Source organism: Oceanobacillus halophilus (assembly GCF_003628505.1).
Classification (GTDB): domain Bacteria; phylum Bacillota; class Bacilli; order Bacillales; family Amphibacillaceae; genus Oceanobacillus; species Oceanobacillus halophilus.
Genome location: NZ_RBZP01000004.1, coordinates 181,854 through 207,143, shown reverse-complemented (window position 1 = coordinate 207,143; position 25,290 = coordinate 181,854). Strand labels below are relative to the sequence as shown.

The following is a 25,290-nucleotide window of genomic DNA, read 5'->3' as shown; positions in this document are numbered from 1 at the left end:
GAGAGGAGCGCCTATAAAAAGAGAGGAGCGCCTATAAAAAGAGAGGAGCGCCTATAAAAAGAGAGGAGCGCCTATAAAAAGAGAGGAGCGCCTATAAAACGGGAGGAACGCCTATAAAAAGGAAGGAGCGCCTATAAAAAGGAAGGAGCGCCTATAAAAAGGAAGGAGCGCCTATAAAAAGTGAGGAACGCCTATAAAACGTAAGGAGTGCCTATAAAAAGGAAGGAGCGCCTATAAACAAGAGAGAAACGTCTCTAATACTGGAAAACCCACCTACAAAACCCAAGCGCTTCTCTCCCACCACATCCAAAATAACTTTGACCCCACCCTACTGTGTATAATATAATAAGACTGGTAATCAGAAAGAGGTGTACGTGATGATAGATCGTTTACAGACATTGGAAGATCGTTATAATAAATTAAATGAGCTTTTAAGTGATCCGGAGATCGTGAATGATACAACGAAATTGCGTGATTATTCGAAGGAACAGTCGGGCTTGGAGGATGTCGTTCAGGCTTATCGTGAATATAAAGATGTCACTCAGCAGTTGAAAGATGCGAAGGAAATGCTGGAGGATGACTTGGATGATGAAATGTATGAAATGGCGAAGATGGAAATTTCAGAGTTAACGGATGCGAAAGAAGAATTAGAGGAGAAGATGAAAATATTGCTTCTTCCTAAAGACCCGAATGATGACAAAAACGTGTTTATGGAAATCCGTGGTGCCGCGGGTGGAGATGAGGCTGCGTTATTTGCTGGGGATTTATATCGTATGTATTCCCGCTATGCAGAGGCTCAAGGTTGGAAAACTGATATAATGGAAGCTAATACGACTGGTGTTGGTGGATATAAAGAAATTATTTTCATGATTAATGGGAATGGTGCGTACTCCAAACTCAAATGGGAAAATGGGGCGCATCGTGTGCAGCGTGTTCCGGAAACCGAATCTGGTGGACGTATTCATACTTCGACTGCTACTGTTGCTGTTTTACCAGAAGCAGAAGAAGTAGAAGTAGAAGTTCATGAGAAAGATATTCGTGTTGATACGTTTGCTTCCAGTGGTCCGGGTGGGCAAAGTGTTAATACGACAATGTCAGCTGTGCGTTTGACCCACGTTCCAACTGGTATCGTTGTTTCGATCCAGGATGAAAAATCACAAATTAAAAACAAAGAAAAAGCGATGAAAGTACTGCGTGCTCGTATTTATGATAAATACCAGCAGGAAGCACAGGCGGAATATGATGAAAACAGAAAATCTGCGGTTGGTACGGGAGACCGTTCGGAACGTATCCGTACGTATAATTTTCCGCAAAACCGTGTAACGGATCACCGCATTGGCTTAACGATTCAGAAATTGGATCAGATTTTGCAAGGGAAATTAGATGAATTTATTGATGCCCTTCAAGTAGAAGAACAAGCGAAAAAACTGGAGCAAATTGGTGAATAATATGAGCGATAAATTATATGAAGTCCTTAAACGGGCTTCTCTTTTTTTAGAAGAGCATCATCGGGAGCCAGGAGTAGCTGAAATCCTCCTTCAACATCACCTGAACGTGTCACGAAGTCAGTTTTATATGATGATGCAGGATTCCATTCCGCAAGAAACGATAGCCAATTTTGAAAAGGATATCGAAAAACATGCGGAAACCGGTATCCCTGTGCAGCATCTTACTGGCTATGAGGAGTTTTATGGTAGGGAATTTGCCGTGAATGAGCATGTACTTATTCCAAGACCTGAGACAGAAGAGTTGGTTTTGCACGTGATCAATCAGGTGAAAAATCAAACGGTCACGATTGCAGATATAGGTACAGGAAGTGGAATCATCGCAGCGACGTTAGCACTGGAGTTGCCGGAAGCTGCTGTGTATGCTTCTGACATCTCTGAAGCTGCCCTTGCAACTGCACGTGAAAATGCTGAAAAACTTGATGCCGATGTTACCTTTCTACAAGGTAATTTTCTCAAACCATTTATACAAGGAAACATCCAGGTGGATGTCATCGTTTCGAATCCCCCTTATATTGCAAGAGCAGAGGAAGAACTTCTTTCCGATACGGTAAAGAACTTCGACCCGGAGCTGGCACTTTTTGCGGATGAAGAAGGATTGGCTGCATATCGTGAAATCATTCAACAGGCCAAGGTACTCCCGCATTTGGAAATGATCGTTTTTGAAATTGGCCATACACAAGGAGAAGCACTGCACCAGCTTATCCGTAAAACGTTCCCAACAGCCAGGATTCAAACGATTCAAGACATAAATAAAAAAGACCGAATAGTGTCAGCGAAATTATAAAAGCTGCACGGCCTTCTTCCGATATCTAATAAAAAAATACGACTCCATTCGAATATGTTGTTACTTTGGAACTTTTGCAGTTGATAGAAACTGTTGATATATTTAATTCAGAATAGTAGTTCTCGATTTCACTTATGAATGTTTTCTGCTGGCAATCGCTCCGGCAGAATACTTCGCTTTCCGCGGGCACGGCCTTAGCCTCCTCGGGGAAAAAGCGCCGCTGCGGGGTCTTCAGACTCGTGCTTTTCCCGCAGGACAAGGAAGACTACGTCAGCGAAGCATCGCACGAAGAAAATGTGCTTTTCATTTTGGAGGAGTCCCGTATTCTGCCTCCGCTATATTACATGCACTAGATATTTTTAAAGCTATACTTCATAATTTTACGTTTAGGGTAGTTGGTCCTCCTAGAATACAGAATTTTTCTAGTAAAATTTAAGTAGAACAGGAACTAAGCGAAGGAAATACACGAAGACTCCTGCGGGAAGAAGAGCATCGGTGAGACTACTTTGTGCGTCAGCACGAAGGAGGCTCACCAGCTCCCCGCGGAAAGCGTAGTGTATTTCCGTAGCGGGGACAGAGCACTATTCTAAATTAAGGATATTCGCTCTTTATTCAAAATGCAAAGTAAAGTCATATCAAAAGCACAATCTATCTTTTAAAAACAGCCCTAAAATAAAAAATAATAGATTACTAGTTTAAAATCCAATCCCTCTGTCCATAATGAAGACTAAACCGAGGGAGAGGAGAACGAACAAATGAAAAAACTAGTATTTATTGCATTTATATTTTTAATTTTATTTTTGTCATTCCCATCTAAAGGAGTTAGCCAAGAAGGCATTGATCAGGATTATCAAGTAATTCCAGATGAAGCAATCCGATTAAGAATCCTAGCAAATAGCGATAATGATAAAGACCAAGCATTGAAACAACTTGTGCGTGATCGTGTGAATGAGGAAGTTTCAGGTTGGGTTGAGCATATGACGGATATTAATGATGCACGTCAGTTAATAGAGGAACGAATTCCAGAAATTGATAAAATGGTTGGCGAAGTAATAGAAGAAGAAGGTTTTGAAAATGACTTTTCCGTAGAATATGGGAAGAACGTGGAATTTCCAACAAAGCTTTATGATTCTTATCTTTATCCAGCAGGTCAATATGAAGCTATTCTCATTACCATTGGTGAAGGGAAAGGAGATAATTGGTGGTGTGTGCTGTTTCCACCACTATGCTTCCTGGATTTCTCCTTTGGATCAAGCGTTTCAGCGGCTGATGCAAGTGAAGCAGAAGAATTAGAAGCGGAAGAAACAGTAGAAGAGCAAGAAGAGGAAACGGAAGTGAAATTTTTCTTGTTTGAATGGTTAGGTTTGTCATAACTCTCTATTTTATGCATAGGATGGTAGAAATGGTAAATAATGATTCTATCAAATCTTTAAATGAATAGAAGAGGTGAGAAGGATGAATATTATTCCGGCAAAAAAGGCTAACAAAGAGCAGCTTGACGATTTCTTTACGAGAAATGATAATTTGGATAGGGACGGCTTGATACAAAATGGATTTGTTGTAGAAATGGATTCCAAAATAGAAGGCTGCTTTATCCTTAATCAAGTGGAAGAAGGTGTTTATTGGCTGAAGCAACTGTATATTACAAGGACAGAGGCAAATAAATTACCCGTCCTTCTTGAGTCGATTCTAACGATTGCCAAGTCCAAACAAGCAAGAAGTGTCTATGTACATAGTCATCAACCAGTTGTGGATATAATCCTGGAAGCTTTGCAATTTCACCCACAGAAAAAATCAAGTTTTGTGGATAAACATCCAATTGATAAAGGGAACTGGTGGTCTTACAACGTTTCATAAGTTGCCTGTATATCGTGTTTATTCAGAATATCTTGGAAAAACTGATAGATATGCACACTATCCACAAGACCATGTGCATAACTTGTTGGAAAACTGTGAGTAATTGGTCCTAATTGTGTATAAAACGACATTTTTCGCATAAGATTACGTTAATATCAAGGATGACCCTGTGGATAAGTGAATCTGCAGGGTTTTTATTTGTCCACTGGCAGTAATGAGCTTTTGTTCTTTGCGAAATAGGTCCGTTTCCTCTACAATGTATGATAGAAAAGAGGTAACAGTGATGGTTGAAACGAAACGATGGAACGTTAATAATGAACAAAATCAATATTGGAAAGCGATAGAAGAAGCAGCTGCATTGCTGAAAAGTGGGGAAACCGTTGCCTTTCCAACAGAAACTGTTTATGGATTGGGAGCAGATGCGACAAATCCGGAAGCGGTTGCCAAAATTTTTGCAGCAAAAGGTAGGCCGCAAGATAACCCATTAATTGCACATGTAGCTACAATAAATCAATTGAAAAGGCTTGTGGATAACATTCCAACCTACGTGGAAGAACTTATCAATATCTTTTCGCCAGGACCGATTACATATGTTTTATCAACAAATGGTACTTGTGCGGAAAACGTAACTGCCGGGTTGTCCACAATCGGCGTACGAATCCCTGATCATCCAGTGGCACAGGATTTACTAGAAACATGTGATATTCCAGTTGCCGCCCCGAGTGCCAATATTTCTGGTAAGCCAAGTCCGACAACTGCGGACCATGTATGGGATGATTTGTATGGAAAAATTGCTGGATTATTAGATGGAGGACCAACAGGGGTGGGGCTGGAGTCAACGGTGGTGGATTGTACACAAGATATCCCCATTATCCTACGACCTGGTGGAATTACGAAAGAGCAGCTGGAAGAAGTAGTGGGAACTGTCATGATAGATCCGGCACTTGCAAATAAAAAGGAAAAACCAAAAGCACCTGGAATGAAATATCGCCATTATTCCCCAGATGTACCGATGCTCTTAGTGGAAGGCTCAGCGAAAATGATACAAAACGTTACTGACCAGGAGCGGGAACTAGGAAAGAAAGTAGGTATATTAGCCAGTAAACAAACAGCTGAATTACTAAAAGCCGACGAAATCCTTTCACTGGGAGAAAATATCCATGAAATTGCCACCCATTTATACGATGGGCTCCGCAAATTTAAGCAAGGAGATGTGGATATCATCGTCTGTGAGGCCTTTTCAGAAGAGGGCATCGGACAAGCGGTGATGAATCGATTGAAAAAAGCAGCTAGTGAATCTATTCGGGAAACATATTAAATAGTGTAGTAATTAGAAGGCTAAATCGTATATGATTTAGTCTTTTCTCATTTCTGAGATTAAGGTTCTTTTCTAATAGATTGGGACTGCAATTACTTTCTAAATAAGCATAAAAACTTGAAAAAGCATAACCATTTATTTCTAACTGGTGTAAGATTGATAAAAAATGCAAGATTCTTATTAGACGGAGGATTTTTATGGATAAAAAAAGAAAGTTGTTATTATTTATTGCATCCAGTTTAGATGGATATATTGCTGCAAAAGACGAGTCACTTGAGTGGCTTTATAACGTTGACGGGGAAGGCGATAATGGGTTTTCAGAGTTTTATGACACGGTAGATACAGTTTTACTTGGTAAAAGAACTTACGATTGGGTAATGAGGTAAGATATCGACGAATTCCCATATAAAAATAAAAACTGCTATGTGTTTACAAGGTCTTCTATCAGGGATACCGAAGATGTGAAATTTGTGAATGACGATGTAACTGAATTCATGGAAAAACTAAAAAGCCAAGATGGAAAAAACATTTGGATTGTCGGTGGAGGAGATTTGTTACATTCATTTATCCAAGAAAAATTAGTGGATGAGATCATAATAACAGTTGCCCCTACTTTACTTGGTAAAGGAATTCCATTATTTAAAGAGGGAGACTATCAATTAGACCTTTCGTTGAAGGGAATGAGAAATTTCAACCAGTTTGTAGAACTTCATTATGAGGTTACGAACGAATGATAGAACAACCCAGATTTTACTGCCTTTTCATCATAGAATAGACAAAGTCGTAGAAAGAAAAGAGAATCAACAATAAACATATTCCCCCTCGGACATGCATATATTTTATAAGCATGTCCGAGGGGGTTACTTTATGGCGGAGTATTATATTGGAGAAATTATATCATTACTATTTATGGCATTTGCTTTGGGAATGGATGCATTTTCTGTGAGTCTCGGAATGGGAATGCAACAATTAAGACTGAAGAGAATTGCAATCATCGGACTTGCAATTGGCTTGTTCCATATAATGATGCCATTTATCGGTATTCTTCTAGGTAAGTTTATTTCAGAGGGAATTGGAGATTTCGCTACGATTGCTGGAGGAGTGCTACTCTTGGGAATCGGCGCCCAAATGATTATTAACGCTTTTATTCAGGACACCAAACAACTTATTGAACCAGTTGGATTCGGTTTGCTTGTTGTTGCACTAACGGTCAGTCTGGACAGTTTTTCCGTCGGCCTAGGCCTTGGAATGTCAGGAGCGAAAACAGCATTAGCTATTATGATGTTTGGTGCAGCTAGCACAATCCTAACTTGGACAGGCCTATTGCTAGGAAGAAAAGTACGAGGATTTCTCGGAGTCTACAGCGAAATCCTAGGTGGCAGCATTTTATGTGGATTTGGAATTAACATATTAATGATGTAGAAAATCTCTGCTTGGGTAGAGATCTTTTTTATAAAAATTTACCCCATCCACTAGGTTAAGCCTGGTGGATTTTCTGATTTCACCTAACAAGATGGCCGTTATTATGGTATATTTGAACTAATAAACATGTTTTTAAATTACTTCTATAATTCTGTGATATAACGTCATTACTGGAGGGTGGATCCCATTATGAAAATATTATTTGTCTGTACTGGAAACACATGTCGTAGCCCGATGGCTGAAGCTTTGTTGAAAAACAAATGGCCAGAAGCAAAAGTAGATTCTGCAGGCATTTTCGCTGCAACAGGTCAGCCAGCAACATATAATACGATGAAAGTATTGGAACAGCAACAGATTCCAATGAATCATCAAACGAAGCCAGTAACAGAAAAACGATTAAAGTGGGCCGATGTTGTCTTAACAATGACTTCGAAACATAAACAATCTTTAATCATGGATTTTCCAGAGTTTCAAGAAAAGTATTTTACCCTTAAAGAATATGTCTCTGATGCCGATAAAAAGATATGGGAAGAGTTAAAACGAGCATATGCTGAACTAGAGGACAAACGCTTACAGATTGTTCAGCAAAATAAAAAATTAGATAAACACCATATGATAGATAAATTATTGGAAGAACAGTTACGGGATGATATTGCTGAGATTCGCAGCTTGGAGTCGAATCTGATTAACTATGACGTTTCTGACCCATTCGGAGGCGATCTGAAAGTGTATCAACAAACGTTGGAGGAGCTAAATCAATATATAGATCAGCTTATTAGAAAAATCAAAGAATAGCTTGGAGGAAGGAACATGCAAAGGAAATACCGATTCAGTTTGCGGGTCAAATTAGTATTTTTCACTACTATTCTAGCACTCATTACCTATGGAACCAGTGCATTCTTTTTATACGTTTTATATGACTATATACAAGAATATATTCAAATACCATTTGAGTGGTATACTATTTTGACATTGCTGGGCGGTATTTTCTGGTCAGGCCTTTTAGCTTTTTTTGCGGCATTCGTCATTACCAAACCATTGGAAAAGTTAACGGAAATTGCCTCCAAAGCTGCGGAAGGCAATTTAAATCAGACAGTAGAAATTCCTAAATCCGATGACGAGATTCGGGCACTAACAGTCTCGGTTGAAACGATGTTGAAAAATATAAATAACATGGTACATGACATTGATGAAAATTTTAAAAGCACTAATCAAGCTGTGATGCACATGAGAGATGCTTCCAGTAAGGCAGCAAATCATTCCACCATCATCGGTACTTCCATTGATGAAATTTCCAAAGGGGCAGAGAATTCATCGGAAGCTATTCAAAACACAGCAGAAGCAATAGAAGTGGCTACAGAATTAGCTGGACAAGTTCAGGAAAAAGCCAGTCAATCCAAAGAAAAATCTACGACCATGTTACATACATTAAATCATAGTAAGCAGGTAGTGAATCAATTGGTAGTAGGTATCCAGAAGTTAGCGAATGAACAGGAAGTTTCCTTGAAAGATGTAGAACACTTAAAACAAAATGCACAGCAAGTAGAGTCGATTATTAGTATGGTTGGTGAAATTGCGGAACAAACCAATCTACTTGCATTAAATGCCTCGATTGAAGCAGCTCGAGCTGGAGAACATGGAAGAGGATTTGCCGTTGTTGCCGAAGAAATTCGCAAGCTTGCTGATCAAAGTGCGCAAGCTGTACAACAGATATCCCGTTTGATAACAACCATGCAAGAGGATGTCGGACGAGTTGTGAAGAAGATTAATGCTAACCTAAATTATGCGAAGCAAGAGTCAGAAAATGGTGCACAAACCAATGTAGCTATTGAGGAAATGGCAGGATCCGTTACGGACGTTGCAGAGGAAATTGATTTAATAACTAAGTTAGTAGATAAACAGATTGAATCGATTCAAGATACGGTTCGCCAGTCTCAGGAAGTGGCGGCAATTGCGGAGGAAACTTCTGCTGGAGCGCAGGAAGTAAATGCTGCTATTCAAGAGCAAGTCGCAACCATCGAAGAAGTTGATAGTTTAGCGTATAATATAGAAGAGCAAGCGAAAAATCTAAACAAACAGATTCGCAAGTTTGAAGTGGCAGATAAACAAGTAGATGAATAGCTTGACTGAGGCTGTTTTATGTTAGGTTCATCCTTCGTAAAACAGCCTTATTCTACAATCCAGGGGGTAATTTTCATGGATAGGATAAAAAGGGATATGAATGTTGTCACGATGGAATGGTTAAATTCTGGTCTTTTGCAAAAAGGGGATAGGTTTGTCCTTGGCTGTTCCACAAGCGAGATAGCCGGAAAGCATATTGGCACTTCAGGAAGTGAAGAGATTGCGAGTGTTATTTTTGAAGAGATGAAAGAATTACAAAGGGAAACCGGAGTAAAGCTGGCGTTTCAATGTTGTGAACACTTAAACCGATCCCTTGTTGTGGAAAGAGAAACAATGCTTGAGCAGAATTTGGATGAGGTTTCCGTTATTCCTGTACCCAAAGCGGGCGGATCCATGGCGGCTTATGCCTTTAAACATATGGATGATCCAGTAGTGGTAGAGTTTATCACTGCGCATGCAGGTATGGATATTGGTGAAACCATGATTGGGATGCATCTCAAGCATGTGGCAGTTCCATTAAGATTGAACCATCGGATAATTGGGGATGCCAGAGTCAATGCTGCTTACACAAGGCCCAAATTAATCGGTGGTGCACGTGCTAATTATGAAAATACAAGGCTGAATGACAGCTGTAAATAGTTCAATGTGCGGATTTTGATTCAGCAAAGCAGGTGATTTAAGATAATTTTTAAAATTTCTATTTAAAAATCGAACGATAACAGATACAATAGAAACATGATTGGATTTTTTAATGGATTTTATTACATAGGGGGCTAATAAAATGGAACATGTAAAACAACAGGATTCTGAAATTTTCGCAGCGATTCAAGCAGAAACGACTCGCCAGCAAGATAAAATTGAATTGATTGCATCTGAAAACTTTGTTTCACAAGCGGTAATGGAAGCGATGGGATCTGTCTTAACAAACAAATATGCGGAAGGTTATCCAGGAAAAAGATACTACGGTGGCTGTGAGCATGTCGATGTGGTGGAGAATTTAGCGCGTGATCGAGCAAAAGAATTATTCGGAGCAGATCATGCCAATGTACAGCCGCATTCTGGAGCGCAAGCTAATATGGCCGTGTATTTCTCTGTTTTAGAAACTGGTGACACTGTACTAGGAATGAACTTAAACCATGGTGGGCACTTAACACATGGAAGCCCAGTAAATTTCAGTGGAAAACAATATAACTTTGTGGAATACGGTGTGGATAAAGAAACAGAAACACTGGATTATGAAGCGGTTTTAGAAAAAGCAAAAGAGGTAAAACCAAAACTAATCGTTGCTGGTGCTAGTGCCTATTCTCGTGAAATCGATTTTGCGAAATTCCGTGAAATTGCTGATGAAGTAGGAGCCTATTTAATGGTGGACATGGCTCATATTGCTGGGCTTGTTGCAGCAGGATTGCACCCAAATCCAGTTCCATATTCTGACTTTGTTACAACAACAACCCATAAAACATTGCGCGGCCCTCGTGGTGGAATGATTTTATGCAAAGAACAATATGCGAAACAAGTGGATAAATCCGTATTCCCTGGAATTCAAGGCGGCCCACTCATGCACATCATCGCAGCCAAGGCAGTATGTTTTAAAGAAGCATTATCCGATGACTTCAAAGCATATGCGAAACAAATCGTTAAAAATGCAAAAGTGCTTGGCGAAGCATTTGTCGAAGAAGGTTTGCGTATCGTTTCCGGTGGGACGGACAATCATTTATTACTTGTTGACGTTACCCCGCTTGAACTTACTGGAAAAGTAGCAGAACATGTTCTGGACGAGGTAGGAATTACAACGAACAAAAATACGATTCCATTTGATACAAAGAGCCCATTCGTAACAAGCGGTGTCCGAATTGGCACAGCAGCAGTAACCACACGCGGATTTGGTGAAACAGAAATGAAAGAAATCGCATCCATCATTTCTAACACATTAAAAAATCACGAAGACGAAGCAACATTAAAAGAAGCCAAAGAACGTGTTAGTGCGTTAACGGAGAAGTTTCCGTTGTATACAGCATAATGGTGGAGTTTGGAGGATGTTCCTTATTGGGGAGCGTCCTTTTTTGTGTGGGGGGTGGTTGTGACTGGGGGCGCCTGTGAAAGGAGAGGAGCGCCTATAAATCGGTGGAAGCGCCTATAAAACGTTGGAAGCGCCTATAAAACGGTGGGAGCGCCTATAAACCGGTGGGAGCGCCTATAAAACGGTGGGAGCGCCTATAAAACGGTGGGAACGCCTATAAACCGGTGGGAGCGCCTATAAACCGGTGGGAGCGCCTATAAAACGGTGGGAGCGCCTATAAAACGTTGGGAGCGCCTATAAACCGGTGGGAGCGCCTATAAACCGGTGGGAGCGCCTATAAAACGGGAGGAGCGCCTATAAAACGGGAGGAGCGCCTATAAATTGGTGGGAGCGCCTATAAAACGGTGGGATCGCCTATAAATCGGTGGAAGCGCCTATAAACCGGTGGGAGCGCCTATAAAATGGGAGGAGCGCCTAAAAATCGGTGGGATCGCCTATAAATTGGTGGAAGCGCCTATAAAAGGTTGGGAGCGCCTATAAAAGGTTGGGAGCGCCTATAAATTGGTGGGAGCGCCTATAAAACGGTGGAAGCGCCTATAAAACGGTGGGAGCGCCTATAAAACGGTGGAAGCGCCTATAAATTGGTGTAAGCGCCTATAAACCGTTGGGAGCGCCTATAAAACGGTGGAAGCGCCTATAAAACGTTGGGAGCGCCTATAAAACGTTGGGAGCGCCTATAAACCGTTGGGAGCGCCTATAAAACGTTGGGAGCGCCTATAAAATGTGAGGAGCGCCTATAAAAGGAGAGGAGCGCCTATGAAACAGACATACCGCCTATACTATAAATCTCAAAACCCGCCACACAAACTCGCTCCCCTCACAGCCCACTCCACAACCTACAAAAAATAAGTATTTTCTCCAACAATCTTTCCACTAAGCTTGAATACCTGTCATTTTTTCAGTACAATTTGAGAGATATAAATTATAAGGAGTGAACGGAATAATGGGTAATGTATTCGTTTTTGATCATCCGTTAATTCAACATAAATTAACGTACATAAGAGATAAAAGCACCGGGACGAAGGAATTTAGGGAGTTAGTTGATGAAGTTGCGATGTTAATGGCTTTTGAAATTACAAGAGATTTGCCATTACAGGATGTGGAAGTGGAAACACCTGTGACTGCTGCTAAGGCCAAAGTACTTGCTGGTAAGAAGATTGGTTTGGTACCTATTTTACGTGCAGGGTTAGGTATGGTTGATGGTGTTCGTAAGCTGATTCCTGCAGCGAAAGTTGGGCATGTTGGATTGTACCGTGATCCGGAAACATTACAGCCGGTGGAATATTATATTAAATTACCTTCTGATATAAATGAACGTGAATTGATTGTTATTGACCCAATGCTTGCAACGGGCGGATCTGCAAATGATGCGATTGCTTCCTTGAAAAAACGCGGAGCGCAAAATATCCGATTAATGTGCTTGGTAGCAGCGCCAGAGGGTGTGGAATTAATTAAGAAAGAACACCCTGATGTGGATATTTATCTAGCTGCTTTAGATGAAAAACTAGATGACCACGGATATATCGTACCAGGACTTGGTGACGCTGGAGACAGACTTTTCGGTACAAAATAATCAGTATGAGAGAACTGCTATTTCCTTTTAATGGATAGCAGTTCTTTTATTGAAAGATAAGAAGTTTTAACATTTATACCTACTACAGTGTTTTTATTTGAACTCTCGTTCGTTCTAAATATGGTGAAGTGCTTGGATTCGCTTCGGCAGAATACTACACTTTCCGCGGGCACAGCCTCAGTCTTCTCGTGGAAAGATCATAACTGCACCATTGTCTGTTTGGAAGTAGGCTTTCTCGACGCAAGAGCCAAAGAAGGTTATTCAAGTAGTACCCTAGCTGCGGGGTTCGGACACGTGCTGATTCCACAGGACAAGGAATGCTAAGGAAGCGTTCTATCGCACAAAGAAAATAGATCGTTATTTTCGAGGAGTCTCCGCATTCTGCCTTCGCTAGTTCTAGTTTTCTGATTGTTGTATCGTTTTAAACTGTATAGGTACGTTTGAAAGAATCTTTTCATTTAAGGAGATACTACAAATATGTTAACGACGCGAATATAGATTTTATTAGTATAGATTAGCGGAGGAAATACACGGAGACTCCTTGAAAAAAGAAAACCACTTTTTTCTGCGTGCGATGTTTCGTTTCGCTGCCGAAGCGTTCCTTGTCCTGTGGGAAGAAAAGCCTAGGTGAGACTACGGAGAGCGGATAGCTCGGAGTAGGCTCAGCAGCGCCCGCGGAAAGCGTAGTGTATTTCCGTAGCGGATAAACGCAGAAATCATCTTTATGTTGGGTTCAAAAACTAAACTGAGTAATTTTTTTAGTATTAGGAAATCATCAATACTGGTTCATTCAGATTCCCTTAAGTAACAGAAACCCTCCTATTAAAATATAATTTATCAAGAAGGATAGGAGGGTTATGTATGAAGGATAAAGTGCAATTAGATGAGCAAATTCAGAACATGATCAATGAAGGAGGGATTGGAGTCGCTTCTCATTATGATTATGAGTCCAAGGATAAAGACGAGAGCCAAACGTAATTGCATGTATATTTTCTCCACATGAACAAAAAATAGGAAGAAAAAAAGGGGATTTTGTTCATGCGTCTATATCTACTTATTATATCAGCTATTTTAATTGTCTTTTTCCCCCTGTCTGTACAAGCAGAAGATGATTTGCAATCCATTATTATTGAAGTGGATGGAGACCCGGAAGAGCATAAGAAATATATTGAATCCTATCACCCGTATATTGAAGTGATAGAGACGTATGAATTGCTGTTTAATGGGCTTGCCATTCAGGGAGACCCAAAACACTTGGAGAAGATGGAGTCCCTTGAATTTATTAAGGCCATACATTCGGTTCAAACATACCAGGCACTACCTTTTTCTAATTTATCCGATTCCAAAGACGCAGCACCCATCACCGATCCATCTAAAGCGATGCAAGATGAAAACCTCGTTACCCCTTCCACATTAAATGATACGTCCTATACGGGAAAAGGTGTGAAAGTGGCAGTGATTGATACAGGGATTGACTATGAGCACCCGGACCTTGCTGTAAATTATCGATCAGGCTTTGATTTAGTGGATTTGGATGATGATCCGATGGAAACGAAGGCGGAACAAGGAATGCCAACATTGCATGGGTCCCATGTTTCGGGGATTATTGCTGCTAATGGAGATTTGCAAGGAGTAGCACCAGATGCAGAAATTTATGCGTATCGTGCGCTTGGCCCAGGTGGTGCTGGTACTTCCGTCCAAGTAATTGCAGCGATGGAACAGGCTGCACGTGATGATGTCGATGTGATGAATTTATCCTTAGGAAATACCGTTAATGGACCGGATTATCCCACTAGTGTTGCTGTGAATAAGGCGGTGGAACTCGGAATTCCTGTCGTGATTGCCAACGGAAATAGTGGACCAAATAATTGGACGGTTGGCGCACCGGCTACGGCAACGAAGGCATTTTCTGTAGGAGCTTCTACTAATCCGCAAAATGTCCCTTTTTTATATGAACGTTTGGAAGATAAGCCAATTGCACTGCAAATGATGGTAGGGTCAGAGGCTTGGAATTTGGAAAGGCCTTATCCGGTAGTAGATGGTCAATCGGATATGGGTTTAAGAGGAAAAATTGCACTTCTTAAACGTGGCGGCGAGATTCCTTTTTATGAATTGGCAAAAGAAGCAGAAAATAAAGGGGCTAAAGCCGTACTCATTGCTAATAATGAAGAAGAATTGGTGCGGGGGTCGATTGAAAATGCTGAGGATCCAGTTTCTATCCCCGTTGCAATGCTTTCACAAGAAGACGGAGAGTGGTTGTTGAAGGAAAAGGAGGAGAGAAGTCTTTTTTTAGATACATCCTACCAGGAAGTTGCCACCACTATTGCTCCGTTTAGCTCGAGAGGACCAGTAACGGTTAATTGGAATATTAAACCGGATATTCTTGCGCCTGGAACGAATATTATTAGTACCGTTCCTGGCGGTTATCAGGCGCTGCAAGGGACAAGCATGGCTGCTCCACACGTAGCTGGTGTCATGGCACTTATGAAAGAAGCACATCCGGATTGGTCGATTGAACAACTATATGGAGCCATTGAAACAACAGCTTCTCCGTTAGTATCAGAGGAAGGGAAACTGTTAGATCCAATAATTCAAGGGATGGGAATTATCCAACCGCAAAAAGCGATTGACACAGAAACCATTATTCATGATGCGCAACTTGCTTTTGGAAAAATAGAAGACTATAACGAAACGAAAACCTTAGAGGTGGAGATAGAAAATACCACGAATCAGGATCAAACCTATTCCTTTGATATTCCAAACAAGCAAAGGGGAGTGACCTGGAATCTGCCACAGTCTTTTACAGTGAAAAAACAAGAAACGAAAAACATTCCTATTGAGCTGAGTATCACAACTCCGCAAGTAGATAAAGGGTTACATCAAGGCTGGCTCACCTTAAACAAAGAAAATGGGGACCATGCATCCTATCAATTGCCCTATCTGTTTATTAACCAAGCAGCAGAAAATCCAAAAGCAATGGGATTCGAATTTTCCTTAAAAACATTCTCGGAAGATTCCTTCGCATATAATATCTATTTGACAGAGAAAGCCAAACGAGTAGAGGTGGATTTATATGACCCCCAATCGTTGCTATTTAATAGAACCTTACTCGTGGCAGAAGACCTAGACGTTGGAATGAATGAAGGCGAAATGAAAAAATCAGAAGTCGGTAAACCGGGACAATATGCCGTTATCGTAACAGTTTATTTAGAAGATGGGACCTATGAAAGCTATGAGACCATGTTGTTTATCGAGTGATGGAAATAGAAGACTCTGCATGCAGGGTCTTCTATCTTATGTTAAGGCTTCTTTTCTATAGGCTCATTTCGTATACTTTGTTGCTTTTAGTACGTCATAGTTGATAGAAACTTCGAATTCACTTAATTAAGAATAGTTAGCTCTCGCTTGTATTTCCGTAGCGGAGTTAAGCGCATTACAAAGAACTCAATTATACGCACATTCTATCATCAGACTAAACAGTAAATCCTAAGTACAATTTCCTATTATCAGTTTGTTCACACAATTGTCAATTATTAAAAGGTAACCTCTACTATATAGAGACGTTCCCGCACCATTTATCCAATGTCTATAAGAACGGAAATAATGCGCTACATGCCTACGTTTTCAGCAGATATTAGAGGGTTTAAATTAATGTAAATTATCTAACTAAAGCAATTGACAATGGAGGTCAAGCTAAGGTAAACTTACTTAGTGTGAGATGATAAGGTTTTCAATAAAAGTATACACACTGTGTATATAGTGAAAACCTATGATACATAGTAATAGGAAGTTATTCATCATCTTTACATTCCTCTTAACAAAAGGGAAAGTGCTGTTTAACCGTAGCTTTAAATCGACATTAATCCCCTATTAGGTTAGAATATCCAGTGAGTGAAAAATTTAGCTTGAATTAGGAGCGAAGGGTAACATGTCAGAGTATGAAAGCATGATAAGACGACAACGAAAATGGATGCTCTACCTTCTGGCTATTTTGGTTCTGGGGACTGGTTTCACACCCTACACTGAAATCTTTAATGGCCTAATCCTGGGGACAGTCATCAGTTTCTACAATCTATGGTTATTACAGCAAAAGACCAATGCATTTGGAAAATCCGTTGCTGAGTCTGGAACAGCTCGGGGGGGCCTAGGAGTTTTCTCGAGATTAGCAGCAGCAGCAATAGGGGTTCTACTTGCACTCCGATTTCCAGAAATCTTCCATATCATGGCCGTAGCTATCGGAATTTTATCTTCTTATCTTATCATTCTATTTGATATGCTTATTGTTATCATCACGCAAAAGAAGAAACCGAATAATTCATAAGATAGCCGTATGATTATGGTGGATAGTTGCAGTTTCTGCATGAGGAAGCTAAGAATAGCGCCAGAAAACCTTGGCAACCCTTAGTTTTCTAACAAAAAGTATGAAAAGAGGTGATAGATTTGGATCATACAGCTCCAATAGTTGAAGATGTATTTGGAATTTCCTGGCTTGATTTTAATTTGGCTAATGTCTTCATGATAGCTGTAACATCATTAATAGTTTTCATTATTAGTGTTTTAGGTGCAAGAAAGTTACAAATGAAACCTACGGGTGCTCAAAACGTCATGGAGTGGGTTCTTGACTTCATAAAAGGAATCGTCAACGATACGATGGATTGGAAAACAGGAAAACTATTTCTTCCGTTGGCTATAACTTTATTCTCGTATATTCTAGTAGGGAATATGTTAGGGGTAATAACCAATGGGGTTGTCGGTCATGACCTATGGTGGAAATCTCCAACAGCTGATCCAGGTATTACATTAACATTGTCGACGATGGTGATTGTTCTAAGTCATTTTTATGGAGTGAAGTTACGAGGTGGAAAAGCATATGTGAAAGATTACTTCACACCGATGTGGCCACTTTTCCCAATCAAACTAGTAGAAGAATTCTCAAATACGTTAACGCTAGGTTTACGTCTTTTCGGGAACATTTATGCAGGAGAAGTATTACTATCATTATTGGTAGGATTAACTACCACTAGTGTCCTTGGATTCTTAGGAGGAGCAATACCATTCCTGGCATGGCAAGGATTTAGTGTGTTTATAGGTGGGATTCAGGCATTTATCTTTACAATGCTAGCCATGGTTTATATTTCACACAAAGTTAGTGAGGAACATTAAAAAAGGTAATCAGCCAGTTTTAGCTAACCGTTAAAATTGGATTAATAAAATTATTTTTAACAATTATGAGGAGGATTTATATTATGGGAGCTTTAGCAGCAGCAATAGCAGTAGGTTTAGCAGCACTTGGTGCAGGTGTTGGTAATGGTTTAATCGTTAGTCGTACAGTAGAAGGGATTGCTCGTCAACCAGAACTTAGAGGGCAATTACAAACAACCATGTTTATTGGTGTAGGTCTAGTTGAGGCGATGCCGATTATCGCGGTAGTTATCGCATTAATGGTAATGTAATTAAATTTAATAGAGATTATTCGATTAAATAGAAATGGCGAAGTTAATCTTCTAAAGGACCTTCGCCGTTGTTTTCATGTAACTAATTCATATTATGTAATAGGTCATTACATAACGATTGTCTGTTCAAAAGTCGATGAAACAGGCCGACTTACTTGAACTTTTCCTTAAACGAGATTCTTGTAATATTCACTGTTATAAGTGAAAGGAGTGAATTCTGTGCACGTATTTGCGGGTAATTCTTATATATTTGCAGCTCTTGGTGGACTGCATATTGGAGATATGTTGACGCAATTGTTCTTCTTCATCGTATTGCTGACTCTCATCAAGAAATTTGCTTGGGGACCAGTAATGAACATGATGCAAAAGCGTGAAGAATATGTTGCGAATGAAATTGAATCAGCGGAACAGAGTCGTAAAGAAGCAGAATCAGCAGCGAAAAAAGCTCAAGCTGAATTGAATCAAGTGAAGCAAGAAGCACAGAAAATGTTTGAAGATGCAAAAAATGCTGGAGCAAAGCAAGAGCAAGATATTATAGATACAGCTCGAAAAGAAGCAGAGCGTATCAAACAACAAGCTCAAGCTGAGATTCAAAATGAAAAAGAACAAGCATTGCAAGCACTTCAAGATCAAGTTGCATCACTATCTGTACTGATTGCAAGCAAAGTGATTGAAAAAGAAATTAACGAACAGGATCAAGAGAAATTGATTAACGATTATCTTAAAGAGGTAGGAGAAGAGCGATGAGTGAAGCACTAGTTGCCAAACGTTATGCAGAGGCTCTTTTTACACTCGGACAAGAGAAATTGTATCTAGATAAATTTGTCGAAGAATTTTCGGTTGTTCGTGAAGTTTTTGAAACGAATGAACAACTAGTCACATTCCTAACGCATCCTGGGATTAATAATGGCAAAAAGAAAGAACTAATAGATAAGTCTTTTCAGGGCTTTCAGAAAGATGTTGTTAACACAATAAAACTGTTGGTTGAACGACATCATACGGTAGTTATTCCGGCCATTATTGATGCATTCTTACAACGAGTGAACGATGCGAAAGGAATTGCAGATGCAACTGTTTATTCTGTTCGCGAATTAACGGACGACGAAAAACTGAAAGTAAAAGAGTCTTTCGTAAAACGTTTAAATAAACAAGAAATTCGTATTCAAAATATTGTAGACCCATCTCTAATGGGTGGAATTAAAATCCGCGTCGGCAATACCATTTACGATGGTTCCATCAGCGGTAAGTTGAAGCGTTTCGAACGGAATATTCTAACTGCAAACATATAGGATAGGGGTGAAAATGGTATGAGCATTAAAGCTGAAGAAATCAGCTCACTGATTAAACAGCAAATCGCAAATTATGATGCGGATATAGAAGTTAGTGACGTTGGAACAGTTACAGAAGTTGGGGACGGTATCGCACGTGCGCACGGTCTTGACAACGCAATGGCTGGTGAGCTACTTGAGTTTTCCAACGGTGTTATGGGTCTAGCTCAGAACTTGGAAGAAAGTAACGTTGGTATCGTTATTTTAGGACCATACACAGAAATTAAAGAAGGCGATGAAGTTCGCCGTACAGGTCGTATTATGCAAGTACCAGTAGGAGACAATTTATTAGGTCGTGTGGTGAATCCACTTGGACAACCAATTGATGGTAATGGTCCAATTGAAACAACGAAAACACGTCCAATTGAAGCTGCTGCGCCAGGAGTTATGGATCGTAAATCAGTTGACGAACCACTTCAAACAGGTATTAAAGCGATCGACGCGCTTGTACCAATCGGACGTGGACAACGTGAGTTAATCATCGGTGACCGTCAAACTGGTAAAACAACATTGGCAGTAGATACAATCATTAACCAAAAAGATCAGGATATGATTAGTATCTATGTTGCAATTGGACAAAAAGAATCTACTGTACGTGCTACGGTTGAAACATTCCGCCGTTACGGTGCATTAGAAAATACCATTGTTGTAAGTGCTGGTGCATCTGATCCTGCCCCATTACAATACCTTGCTCCATATGCAGGTGTAGCGATGGGTGAAGAATTCATGTACAACGGAAAACACGTACTAGTTGTTTACGATGACTTATCCAAACAAGCGGTAGCGTATCGTGAACTTTCCTTGCTATTACGTCGTCCACCAGGTCGTGAAGCATTCCCAGGGGATGTATTCTACTTGCACTCACGCTTACTAGAACGTGCAGCGAAATTGAGTGATGCAAAAGGTGGCGGTTCCTTAACTGCACTACCATTTGTTGAAACACAAGCAGGGGATATTTCAGCATATATCCCAACAAACGTTATATCCATCACGGACGGACAAATCTTCTTGCAATCTGATCTATTCTTCTCAGGTGTACGTCCAGCTATTAACGCTGGTTTATCCGTATCTCGTGTTGGTGGTTCCGCACAAATTAAAGCGATGAAGAAAGTTGCCGGTACATTACGTCTTGACCTTGCTTCTTTCCGTGAACTAGAAGCATTTAGTCAATTCGGTTCAGACTTGGATAAAGCAACCCAAGCAAAACTGAATCGTGGGGAACGTACCGTAGAAGTACTAAAACAAGGATTACATCAAACATTAGCTGTTGAAAAACAAGTAATGATCATCTATGCATTAACCAAAGGATTCCTTGATGACATCCCTGTAGAAGACGTACTACGTTTTGAAACAGAAATGAATACTTGGTTAGACTCCAACCGTGCAGAGCTTCTTGCTTCCATCCGCGAAACTGGTAACTTACCAGAAGCAGAAGACATGAACGATGCAATTGAATCATTCAAGAAAACATTCTTGCCGTCTGATCAGTAATAGTGCCATTGTAAAAAAATCTATTACTAAAAGATAGTAGAAAAACATACACTAGCGGAGGAAATACACGTAGACTCCGGCGGGATGAAAGGCATCGGCGAGACCCCGAAGAGCTTTAGCTCGAGGAGGCTCGCCAGCCGCCCGCGGAAAGCGAAGTGTATTTCCGGAGCGGGTAAACGCACCCAACACTCTTACTCCGCAGTCATATATAGTAACATAAATTGAGAAGTAACTTTTAATAGAGCATAGTGATGCAGAAATCGATGATAAATGTCGATTTCTGACATCTAACCTCTGGTATGAAAGTGTGGTGAAATAAGTTTGGCATCACTTAGAGATATTAAAGCGCGAATTGATTCGACAAAGAAAACAAAACAAATTACCGGTGCAATGGAACTTGTATCTGCCTCAAAAATGAACAAAGCAGAACAAAACGCAAAAGGTTATGTCCCTTACAGTGAGAAAATGCAGGCGGTTGTTGCTAACATTGCCAATAGCAGTACCGACGTATCTCACCCCATGCTAGAAACACGCGAAGTCAAGAAGACGGCGTACTTGGTCATTACTTCTGACCGTGGATTAGTTGGTGGGTATAACAGTCACGTATTAAAAACATTGCAAAACACGATCCAGGAACGTCATCAATCACCTGATGAATATACCGTTATTGTTGTAGGACGAAAAGGTTACGATTATTGCAGAAAACGGAATATTCCTGTTACTAACAGTATTCTGGGCGTAGCAGATCACCCGGTGTTTGCTGATATCAAAGATATTGCCAAATCTACTGTTCAAATGTTTACGGATGAAGAAATAGATGAATTAAATATTATCTACAATCATTATGTAAGTGCCATTTCACAAGTACCAACTATGAAAAAGTTGTTGCCTATTGAAGATATGCACGAACATGGAAGTATCACTGGACAGTACGAATATGAACCAGATCAGGAAGAAATTTTAAAAGTACTTTTACCACTATATGCTGAAAGCTTAATTTTCGGTGCATTACTAGATGGTAAAGCGAGTGAGCACGCTGCAAGTATGACGGCGATGCGTAGTGCAACGGATAATGCAAACGAACTGATCGATGATTTAACATTGTCCTATAACCGCGCACGTCAAGGTCAAATTACACAGCAAATCACTGAAATCGTTGGTGGAGCAGCAGCGCTTGAGTAGCTCTAAGACCATCTAAAAGCTAGGAGGGAATTCTTTTGAGCAAAGGACATGTAACACAAGTAATGGGGCCGGTTGTTGACGTAAAGTTCGATGACGATGCGCTCCCAGAAATTTATGATGCCCTTACTGTTAAAATTGATGTAGATGAACAAACAACGACCAATCTAACGTTAGAAGTTGCTCTTCAATTAGGCGATAATGTTGTTCGTACAATTGCGATGTCATCTACGGATGGATTACAACGTGGAGCAGAAGTAACTGGTTTAGGACAACCTATTTCTGTACCAGTTGGTGATGTAACACTAGGAAGAGTATTTAACGTATTAGGTGACAAGATCGACTTAGATGAAGACTTGGCAACGGATGTACGCAGAGACCCAATTCACCGTGAACCACCAAAGTTTGAAAATCTGTCTACTGAAACAGAAATTTTGGAAACGGGAATTAAGGTTGTAGACTTATTAGCGCCATATATTAAAGGTGGTAAAATCGGTCTATTCGGTGGTGCCGGAGTAGGTAAAACCGTTCTAATTCAGGAATTAATTAACAACATCGCGCAAGAACACGGTGGTATTTCCGTATTCGCTGGTGTTGGTGAACGTACACGTGAAGGTAACGACCTTTACTATGAAATGAAAGACTCTGGCGTTATTACAAAAACTGCCATGGTATTTGGTCAAATGAACGAGCCACCTGGTGCACGTATGCGTGTAGCACTTACTGGTTTGACAATGGCTGAATATTTCCGTGATGAACAAGGACAAGACGTGCTTCTATTCATCGATAATATTTTCCGCTTTACACAAGCTGGTTCAGAGGTATCTGCCCTACTTGGACGTATGCCATCTGCCGTTGGTTACCAACCAACACTATCATCAGAAATGGGTGCCCTACAGGAACGTATTACATCTACGGATAAAGGTTCCGTAACATCGATTCAGGCTATCTATGTACCTGCCGATGACTATACGGATCCGGCACCAGCAACAACTTTCGCGCACTTGGATGCAACGACTAACTTGGATCGTAAACTTTCCGAGCAAGGTATTTACCCTGCGGTGGATCCATTAGAATCAACATCCCGTGCCCTTGACCCTGAAGTTGTAGGGGAAGAACACTACAAAGTAGCAACAGAAGTACAACAAACACTTCAACGCTACAAAGAATTACAAGATATTATCGCAATCCTAGGTATGGATGAATTAGGTGACGAGGACAAACTAGTTGTTGCTCGTGCCCGTCGTATTCAATTCTTCCTATCTCAAAACTTCCACGTTGCGGAACAGTTTACAGGACAACCAGGTTCCTATGTTCCTGTACAAGAAACGGTAAAAGGATTTAGAGAGATCTTGGATGGTAAATACGATGACCTACCGGAAGATGCATTCCGTCTTGTAGGACGTATTGAAGAAGTGGTTGAAAAAGCAGAACAAATGGCATAAGAAAAGCGAAATTGCCCTGTTAGAGACTGTGCCTGGCCAAGCTAGCTTGTTAGGTGCGAGGTCTTTGGGTGAAAGAGCTAGAATAAATTGGTATGGAAGAGGAGTAGGTTGGATAATAATTTATTATCTTTCCTCTCCTCAATCATAGGAGGGGTTACATTGAAAACACTAACTGTGAGTGTTGTTACTCCTAATGGTCCCGTTTTAGAACAAGAGTATGAAATGGTTGTTGCTAGAGCAGAAAGTGGTGAGATTGGTATTTTGCCAAATCACATTCCGCTAATAGCTCCTTTATCCATTGCTGCTGTTCGTTTGAAAAAGGGTAATGATGAACGACATTTAGCTGTTAATGGAGGAGTAATGGAAGTTAGCTCGAACCAAGTCTCCATCCTTGCACAATCTGCAGAAAAACCTGAAGATATCGATGAACAACGTGCAAGAGAGGCAAAAGAACGAGCAGAACGCCGCCTGCAATCCAAACAGGATAATGTTGATTACCTACGGGCTGAATTAGCACTCCGACGAGCGACGAATCGTTTAAACGTTATAGACAAATAATATATGCAGTGTGATGCTGCATAAGCTGAGGAAATCCCTTATGGCAGAAATGTTGTAAGGGATTCTTTGGGTTCATAACAGTTGGAGTAAGGTCTATGTTTAATGGTGGGAAGTATATCGACGGAAGCGTGCTATTATCAACGAGAACAGAGCATAAATCAACAGAGAATAGGGATATACCAACGGAAGAAGTAGCTATATCAACGACCGAGTAGGATATCGACGGAAGTGCACGACATATCAACGAGAAAAGAACAAAAAAAAACAGAGATTAGGGATATATCAACGTAATAAGTGCCGATATCAACGAACGAGTAAGAACTCGACTCAAAGTACGTCCTTTTCACTAAAGCAAATAAAGATATCAAAAAATACTCCACATGGTAAACCCAATACGGCAAACCTGGCTTATAAAATGCTTTCATATTCGACCAATGATGACTTACATAGGTCACGTGCATGTGAAGCTTCCCGTTTTTCTACATTATTTGTTTCCACACTTCGTACTTTATCGGTATTTCCTGGGAAATCTAATCATTTTTCTACATAAGTTGCTAGGTTATAATCAGAGATACCATCGAAATTAGGTGATAATTTTGTCGTTGCACCCAATCCGTTGACTTTTCACTTCATTAATGGCAAAGTAGCTAGTAGTAAATAAAACAAGGTGGTTTTTATGTTATCAATTGGGCAATGGGCGTTAGTTAGTATTTTTTCACATTTCCTATTTATATATATTACTTGGAAAATATTAATAGGTATTAATCTCGATCCAATTATTCGAAAAGGCAAAGTTACTGAAGCGAGGATTTTATTGTTCTTTGTTGCCATTGTGATCGGTGCTGGTGTCAGTAGGTTTTTCCTGGAAATCGTACAATGGTCCAGTGATTTAATTTACCTTTTCTAGATAGGAATTTAAATGGTGGTTTCTTGAATGATGGAGCTGCCTTTTTTAATGGTTAAATATTAGTTTTGTTATATAAACCGTATATTCGGTTGAAAAAATTCTTTTCATTGAAAGTGATGCAACAACTATGTTAACGAAACTAATTCTTTGGTTTTAGTAAAACATAAAATAATTTTAAACTAGTTCACCCAGAGAAGAAGAGAGAAAACGAGTTTTTCTTCGTATATCTTTTCTATAAATCTAGTAAATTGAATCGTATATTAATA

Annotated in this window: 24 protein-coding genes; all 24 read left to right on the top strand. The window is 40.2% G+C overall.

The annotated features are described in order from the left end of the window. Positions 1 to 377: 377 nt before the first annotated feature. The 24 genes from prfA to D8M06_RS08335 all read left to right on the top strand — a co-directional run bounded on the left by prfA (position 378) and on the right by D8M06_RS08335 (position 25,024). Entirely contained in the window at positions 378 to 1,448 is a 1,071-nt protein-coding gene (gene prfA / locus D8M06_RS08445) for a peptide chain release factor 1 (protein ID WP_121203951.1), read from the top strand. Position 1,449: 1 nt separating this feature from the next. After that, on the top strand, positions 1,450 to 2,292 hold the full coding sequence (gene prmC, locus D8M06_RS08440; RefSeq protein ID WP_121203964.1) for a peptide chain release factor N(5)-glutamine methyltransferase: 843 nt from the start codon (positions 1,450 to 1,452) through the stop codon (positions 2,290 to 2,292). A gap of 755 nt (positions 2,293 to 3,047) precedes the next feature. Beyond that, a complete protein-coding gene (gene spoIIR / locus D8M06_RS08435) occupies positions 3,048 to 3,665 on the top strand; it encodes a stage II sporulation protein R (RefSeq protein ID WP_121203950.1) in 618 nt (205 codons plus the stop codon). Between the two features lie 82 nt (positions 3,666 to 3,747). Next, entirely contained in the window at positions 3,748 to 4,149 is a 402-nt protein-coding gene (locus tag D8M06_RS08430; protein WP_121203949.1) for a GNAT family N-acetyltransferase, read from the top strand. 283 nt (positions 4,150 to 4,432) lie between these two features. Continuing rightward, complete coding sequence (locus D8M06_RS08425; protein WP_121203948.1) at positions 4,433 to 5,467, top strand: L-threonylcarbamoyladenylate synthase; 1,035 nt, start codon at positions 4,433 to 4,435, stop codon at positions 5,465 to 5,467. Between the two features lie 197 nt (positions 5,468 to 5,664). Next, positions 5,665 to 5,853: a dihydrofolate reductase family protein gene (locus D8M06_RS20340; protein ID WP_338322965.1), complete on the top strand. Its 189-nt coding sequence runs from the start codon at positions 5,665 to 5,667 to the stop codon at positions 5,851 to 5,853. Positions 5,854 to 5,928: 75 nt separating this feature from the next. Beyond that, a complete protein-coding gene (locus D8M06_RS20335; protein ID WP_338322964.1) occupies positions 5,929 to 6,201 on the top strand; it encodes a dihydrofolate reductase family protein in 273 nt (90 codons plus the stop codon). A gap of 133 nt (positions 6,202 to 6,334) precedes the next feature. Then, the gene (locus D8M06_RS08415; RefSeq protein WP_121203947.1) at positions 6,335 to 6,889 is read left to right on the top strand and encodes a manganese efflux pump MntP; all 555 of its coding nucleotides are present in this window, start codon (positions 6,335 to 6,337) and stop codon (positions 6,887 to 6,889) included. A gap of 189 nt (positions 6,890 to 7,078) precedes the next feature. Next, positions 7,079 to 7,684 carry a low molecular weight protein arginine phosphatase gene (locus D8M06_RS08410; protein ID WP_121203946.1) on the top strand — a complete coding sequence of 202 codons (606 nt, stop codon included), beginning with the start codon at positions 7,079 to 7,081 and terminating at the stop codon, positions 7,682 to 7,684. Positions 7,685 to 7,699: 15 nt separating this feature from the next. Further along, positions 7,700 to 9,010 (top strand): methyl-accepting chemotaxis protein, encoded by a 1,311-nt coding sequence (locus D8M06_RS08405; RefSeq protein ID WP_121203945.1) that lies wholly within the window; start codon positions 7,700 to 7,702, stop codon positions 9,008 to 9,010. Positions 9,011 to 9,085: 75 nt separating this feature from the next. After that, positions 9,086 to 9,649 (top strand): TIGR01440 family protein, encoded by a 564-nt coding sequence (locus D8M06_RS08400; protein WP_121203944.1) that lies wholly within the window; start codon positions 9,086 to 9,088, stop codon positions 9,647 to 9,649. A 142-nt stretch (positions 9,650 to 9,791) separates the two neighbouring features. Then, on the top strand, positions 9,792 to 11,030 hold the full coding sequence (locus tag D8M06_RS08395; protein ID WP_121203943.1) for a serine hydroxymethyltransferase: 1,239 nt from the start codon (positions 9,792 to 9,794) through the stop codon (positions 11,028 to 11,030). Between the two features lie 1,003 nt (positions 11,031 to 12,033). Then, positions 12,034 to 12,663 (top strand): uracil phosphoribosyltransferase, encoded by a 630-nt coding sequence (gene upp, locus D8M06_RS08390; RefSeq protein WP_121203942.1) that lies wholly within the window; start codon positions 12,034 to 12,036, stop codon positions 12,661 to 12,663. A 1,038-nt stretch (positions 12,664 to 13,701) separates the two neighbouring features. Continuing rightward, a complete protein-coding gene (locus D8M06_RS08385; protein ID WP_121203941.1) occupies positions 13,702 to 15,921 on the top strand; it encodes a S8 family serine peptidase in 2,220 nt (739 codons plus the stop codon). Positions 15,922 to 16,591: 670 nt separating this feature from the next. Continuing rightward, positions 16,592 to 16,984: an ATP synthase subunit I gene (locus tag D8M06_RS08380; protein WP_121203940.1), complete on the top strand. Its 393-nt coding sequence runs from the start codon at positions 16,592 to 16,594 to the stop codon at positions 16,982 to 16,984. 119 nt (positions 16,985 to 17,103) lie between these two features. Further along, a complete protein-coding gene (gene atpB / locus D8M06_RS08375) occupies positions 17,104 to 17,826 on the top strand; it encodes a F0F1 ATP synthase subunit A (RefSeq protein WP_121203939.1) in 723 nt (240 codons plus the stop codon). Positions 17,827 to 17,909: 83 nt separating this feature from the next. Then, complete coding sequence (gene atpE, locus D8M06_RS08370; protein WP_085994045.1) at positions 17,910 to 18,116, top strand: F0F1 ATP synthase subunit C; 207 nt, start codon at positions 17,910 to 17,912, stop codon at positions 18,114 to 18,116. Between the two features lie 282 nt (positions 18,117 to 18,398). Next, the gene (gene atpF / locus D8M06_RS08365; protein WP_121203963.1) at positions 18,399 to 18,863 is read left to right on the top strand and encodes a F0F1 ATP synthase subunit B; all 465 of its coding nucleotides are present in this window, start codon (positions 18,399 to 18,401) and stop codon (positions 18,861 to 18,863) included. Further along, the gene (locus D8M06_RS08360; protein WP_121203938.1) at positions 18,860 to 19,405 is read left to right on the top strand and encodes a F0F1 ATP synthase subunit delta; all 546 of its coding nucleotides are present in this window, start codon (positions 18,860 to 18,862) and stop codon (positions 19,403 to 19,405) included. The genes atpF and D8M06_RS08360 overlap by 4 nt, the downstream gene beginning before the upstream one ends. 18 nt (positions 19,406 to 19,423) lie before the next feature. Further along, entirely contained in the window at positions 19,424 to 20,935 is a 1,512-nt protein-coding gene (gene atpA / locus D8M06_RS08355; protein WP_121203937.1) for a F0F1 ATP synthase subunit alpha, read from the top strand. 321 nt (positions 20,936 to 21,256) lie between these two features. Beyond that, on the top strand, positions 21,257 to 22,117 hold the full coding sequence (gene atpG / locus D8M06_RS08350; protein WP_121203936.1) for an ATP synthase F1 subunit gamma: 861 nt from the start codon (positions 21,257 to 21,259) through the stop codon (positions 22,115 to 22,117). A 35-nt stretch (positions 22,118 to 22,152) separates the two neighbouring features. Then, positions 22,153 to 23,559, top strand: a complete 1,407-nt coding sequence (gene atpD, locus D8M06_RS08345) for a F0F1 ATP synthase subunit beta (RefSeq protein WP_121203935.1) — start codon at positions 22,153 to 22,155, stop codon at positions 23,557 to 23,559. A gap of 159 nt (positions 23,560 to 23,718) precedes the next feature. After that, positions 23,719 to 24,117 carry a F0F1 ATP synthase subunit epsilon gene (locus tag D8M06_RS08340; RefSeq protein WP_121203934.1) on the top strand — a complete coding sequence of 133 codons (399 nt, stop codon included), beginning with the start codon at positions 23,719 to 23,721 and terminating at the stop codon, positions 24,115 to 24,117. Between the two features lie 676 nt (positions 24,118 to 24,793). Continuing rightward, positions 24,794 to 25,024, top strand: coding sequence for a DUF1146 family protein (locus tag D8M06_RS08335; RefSeq protein ID WP_121203933.1), 231 nt, complete (start codon positions 24,794 to 24,796; stop codon positions 25,022 to 25,024). The last annotated feature ends 266 nt before the right edge of the window (positions 25,025 to 25,290 follow it).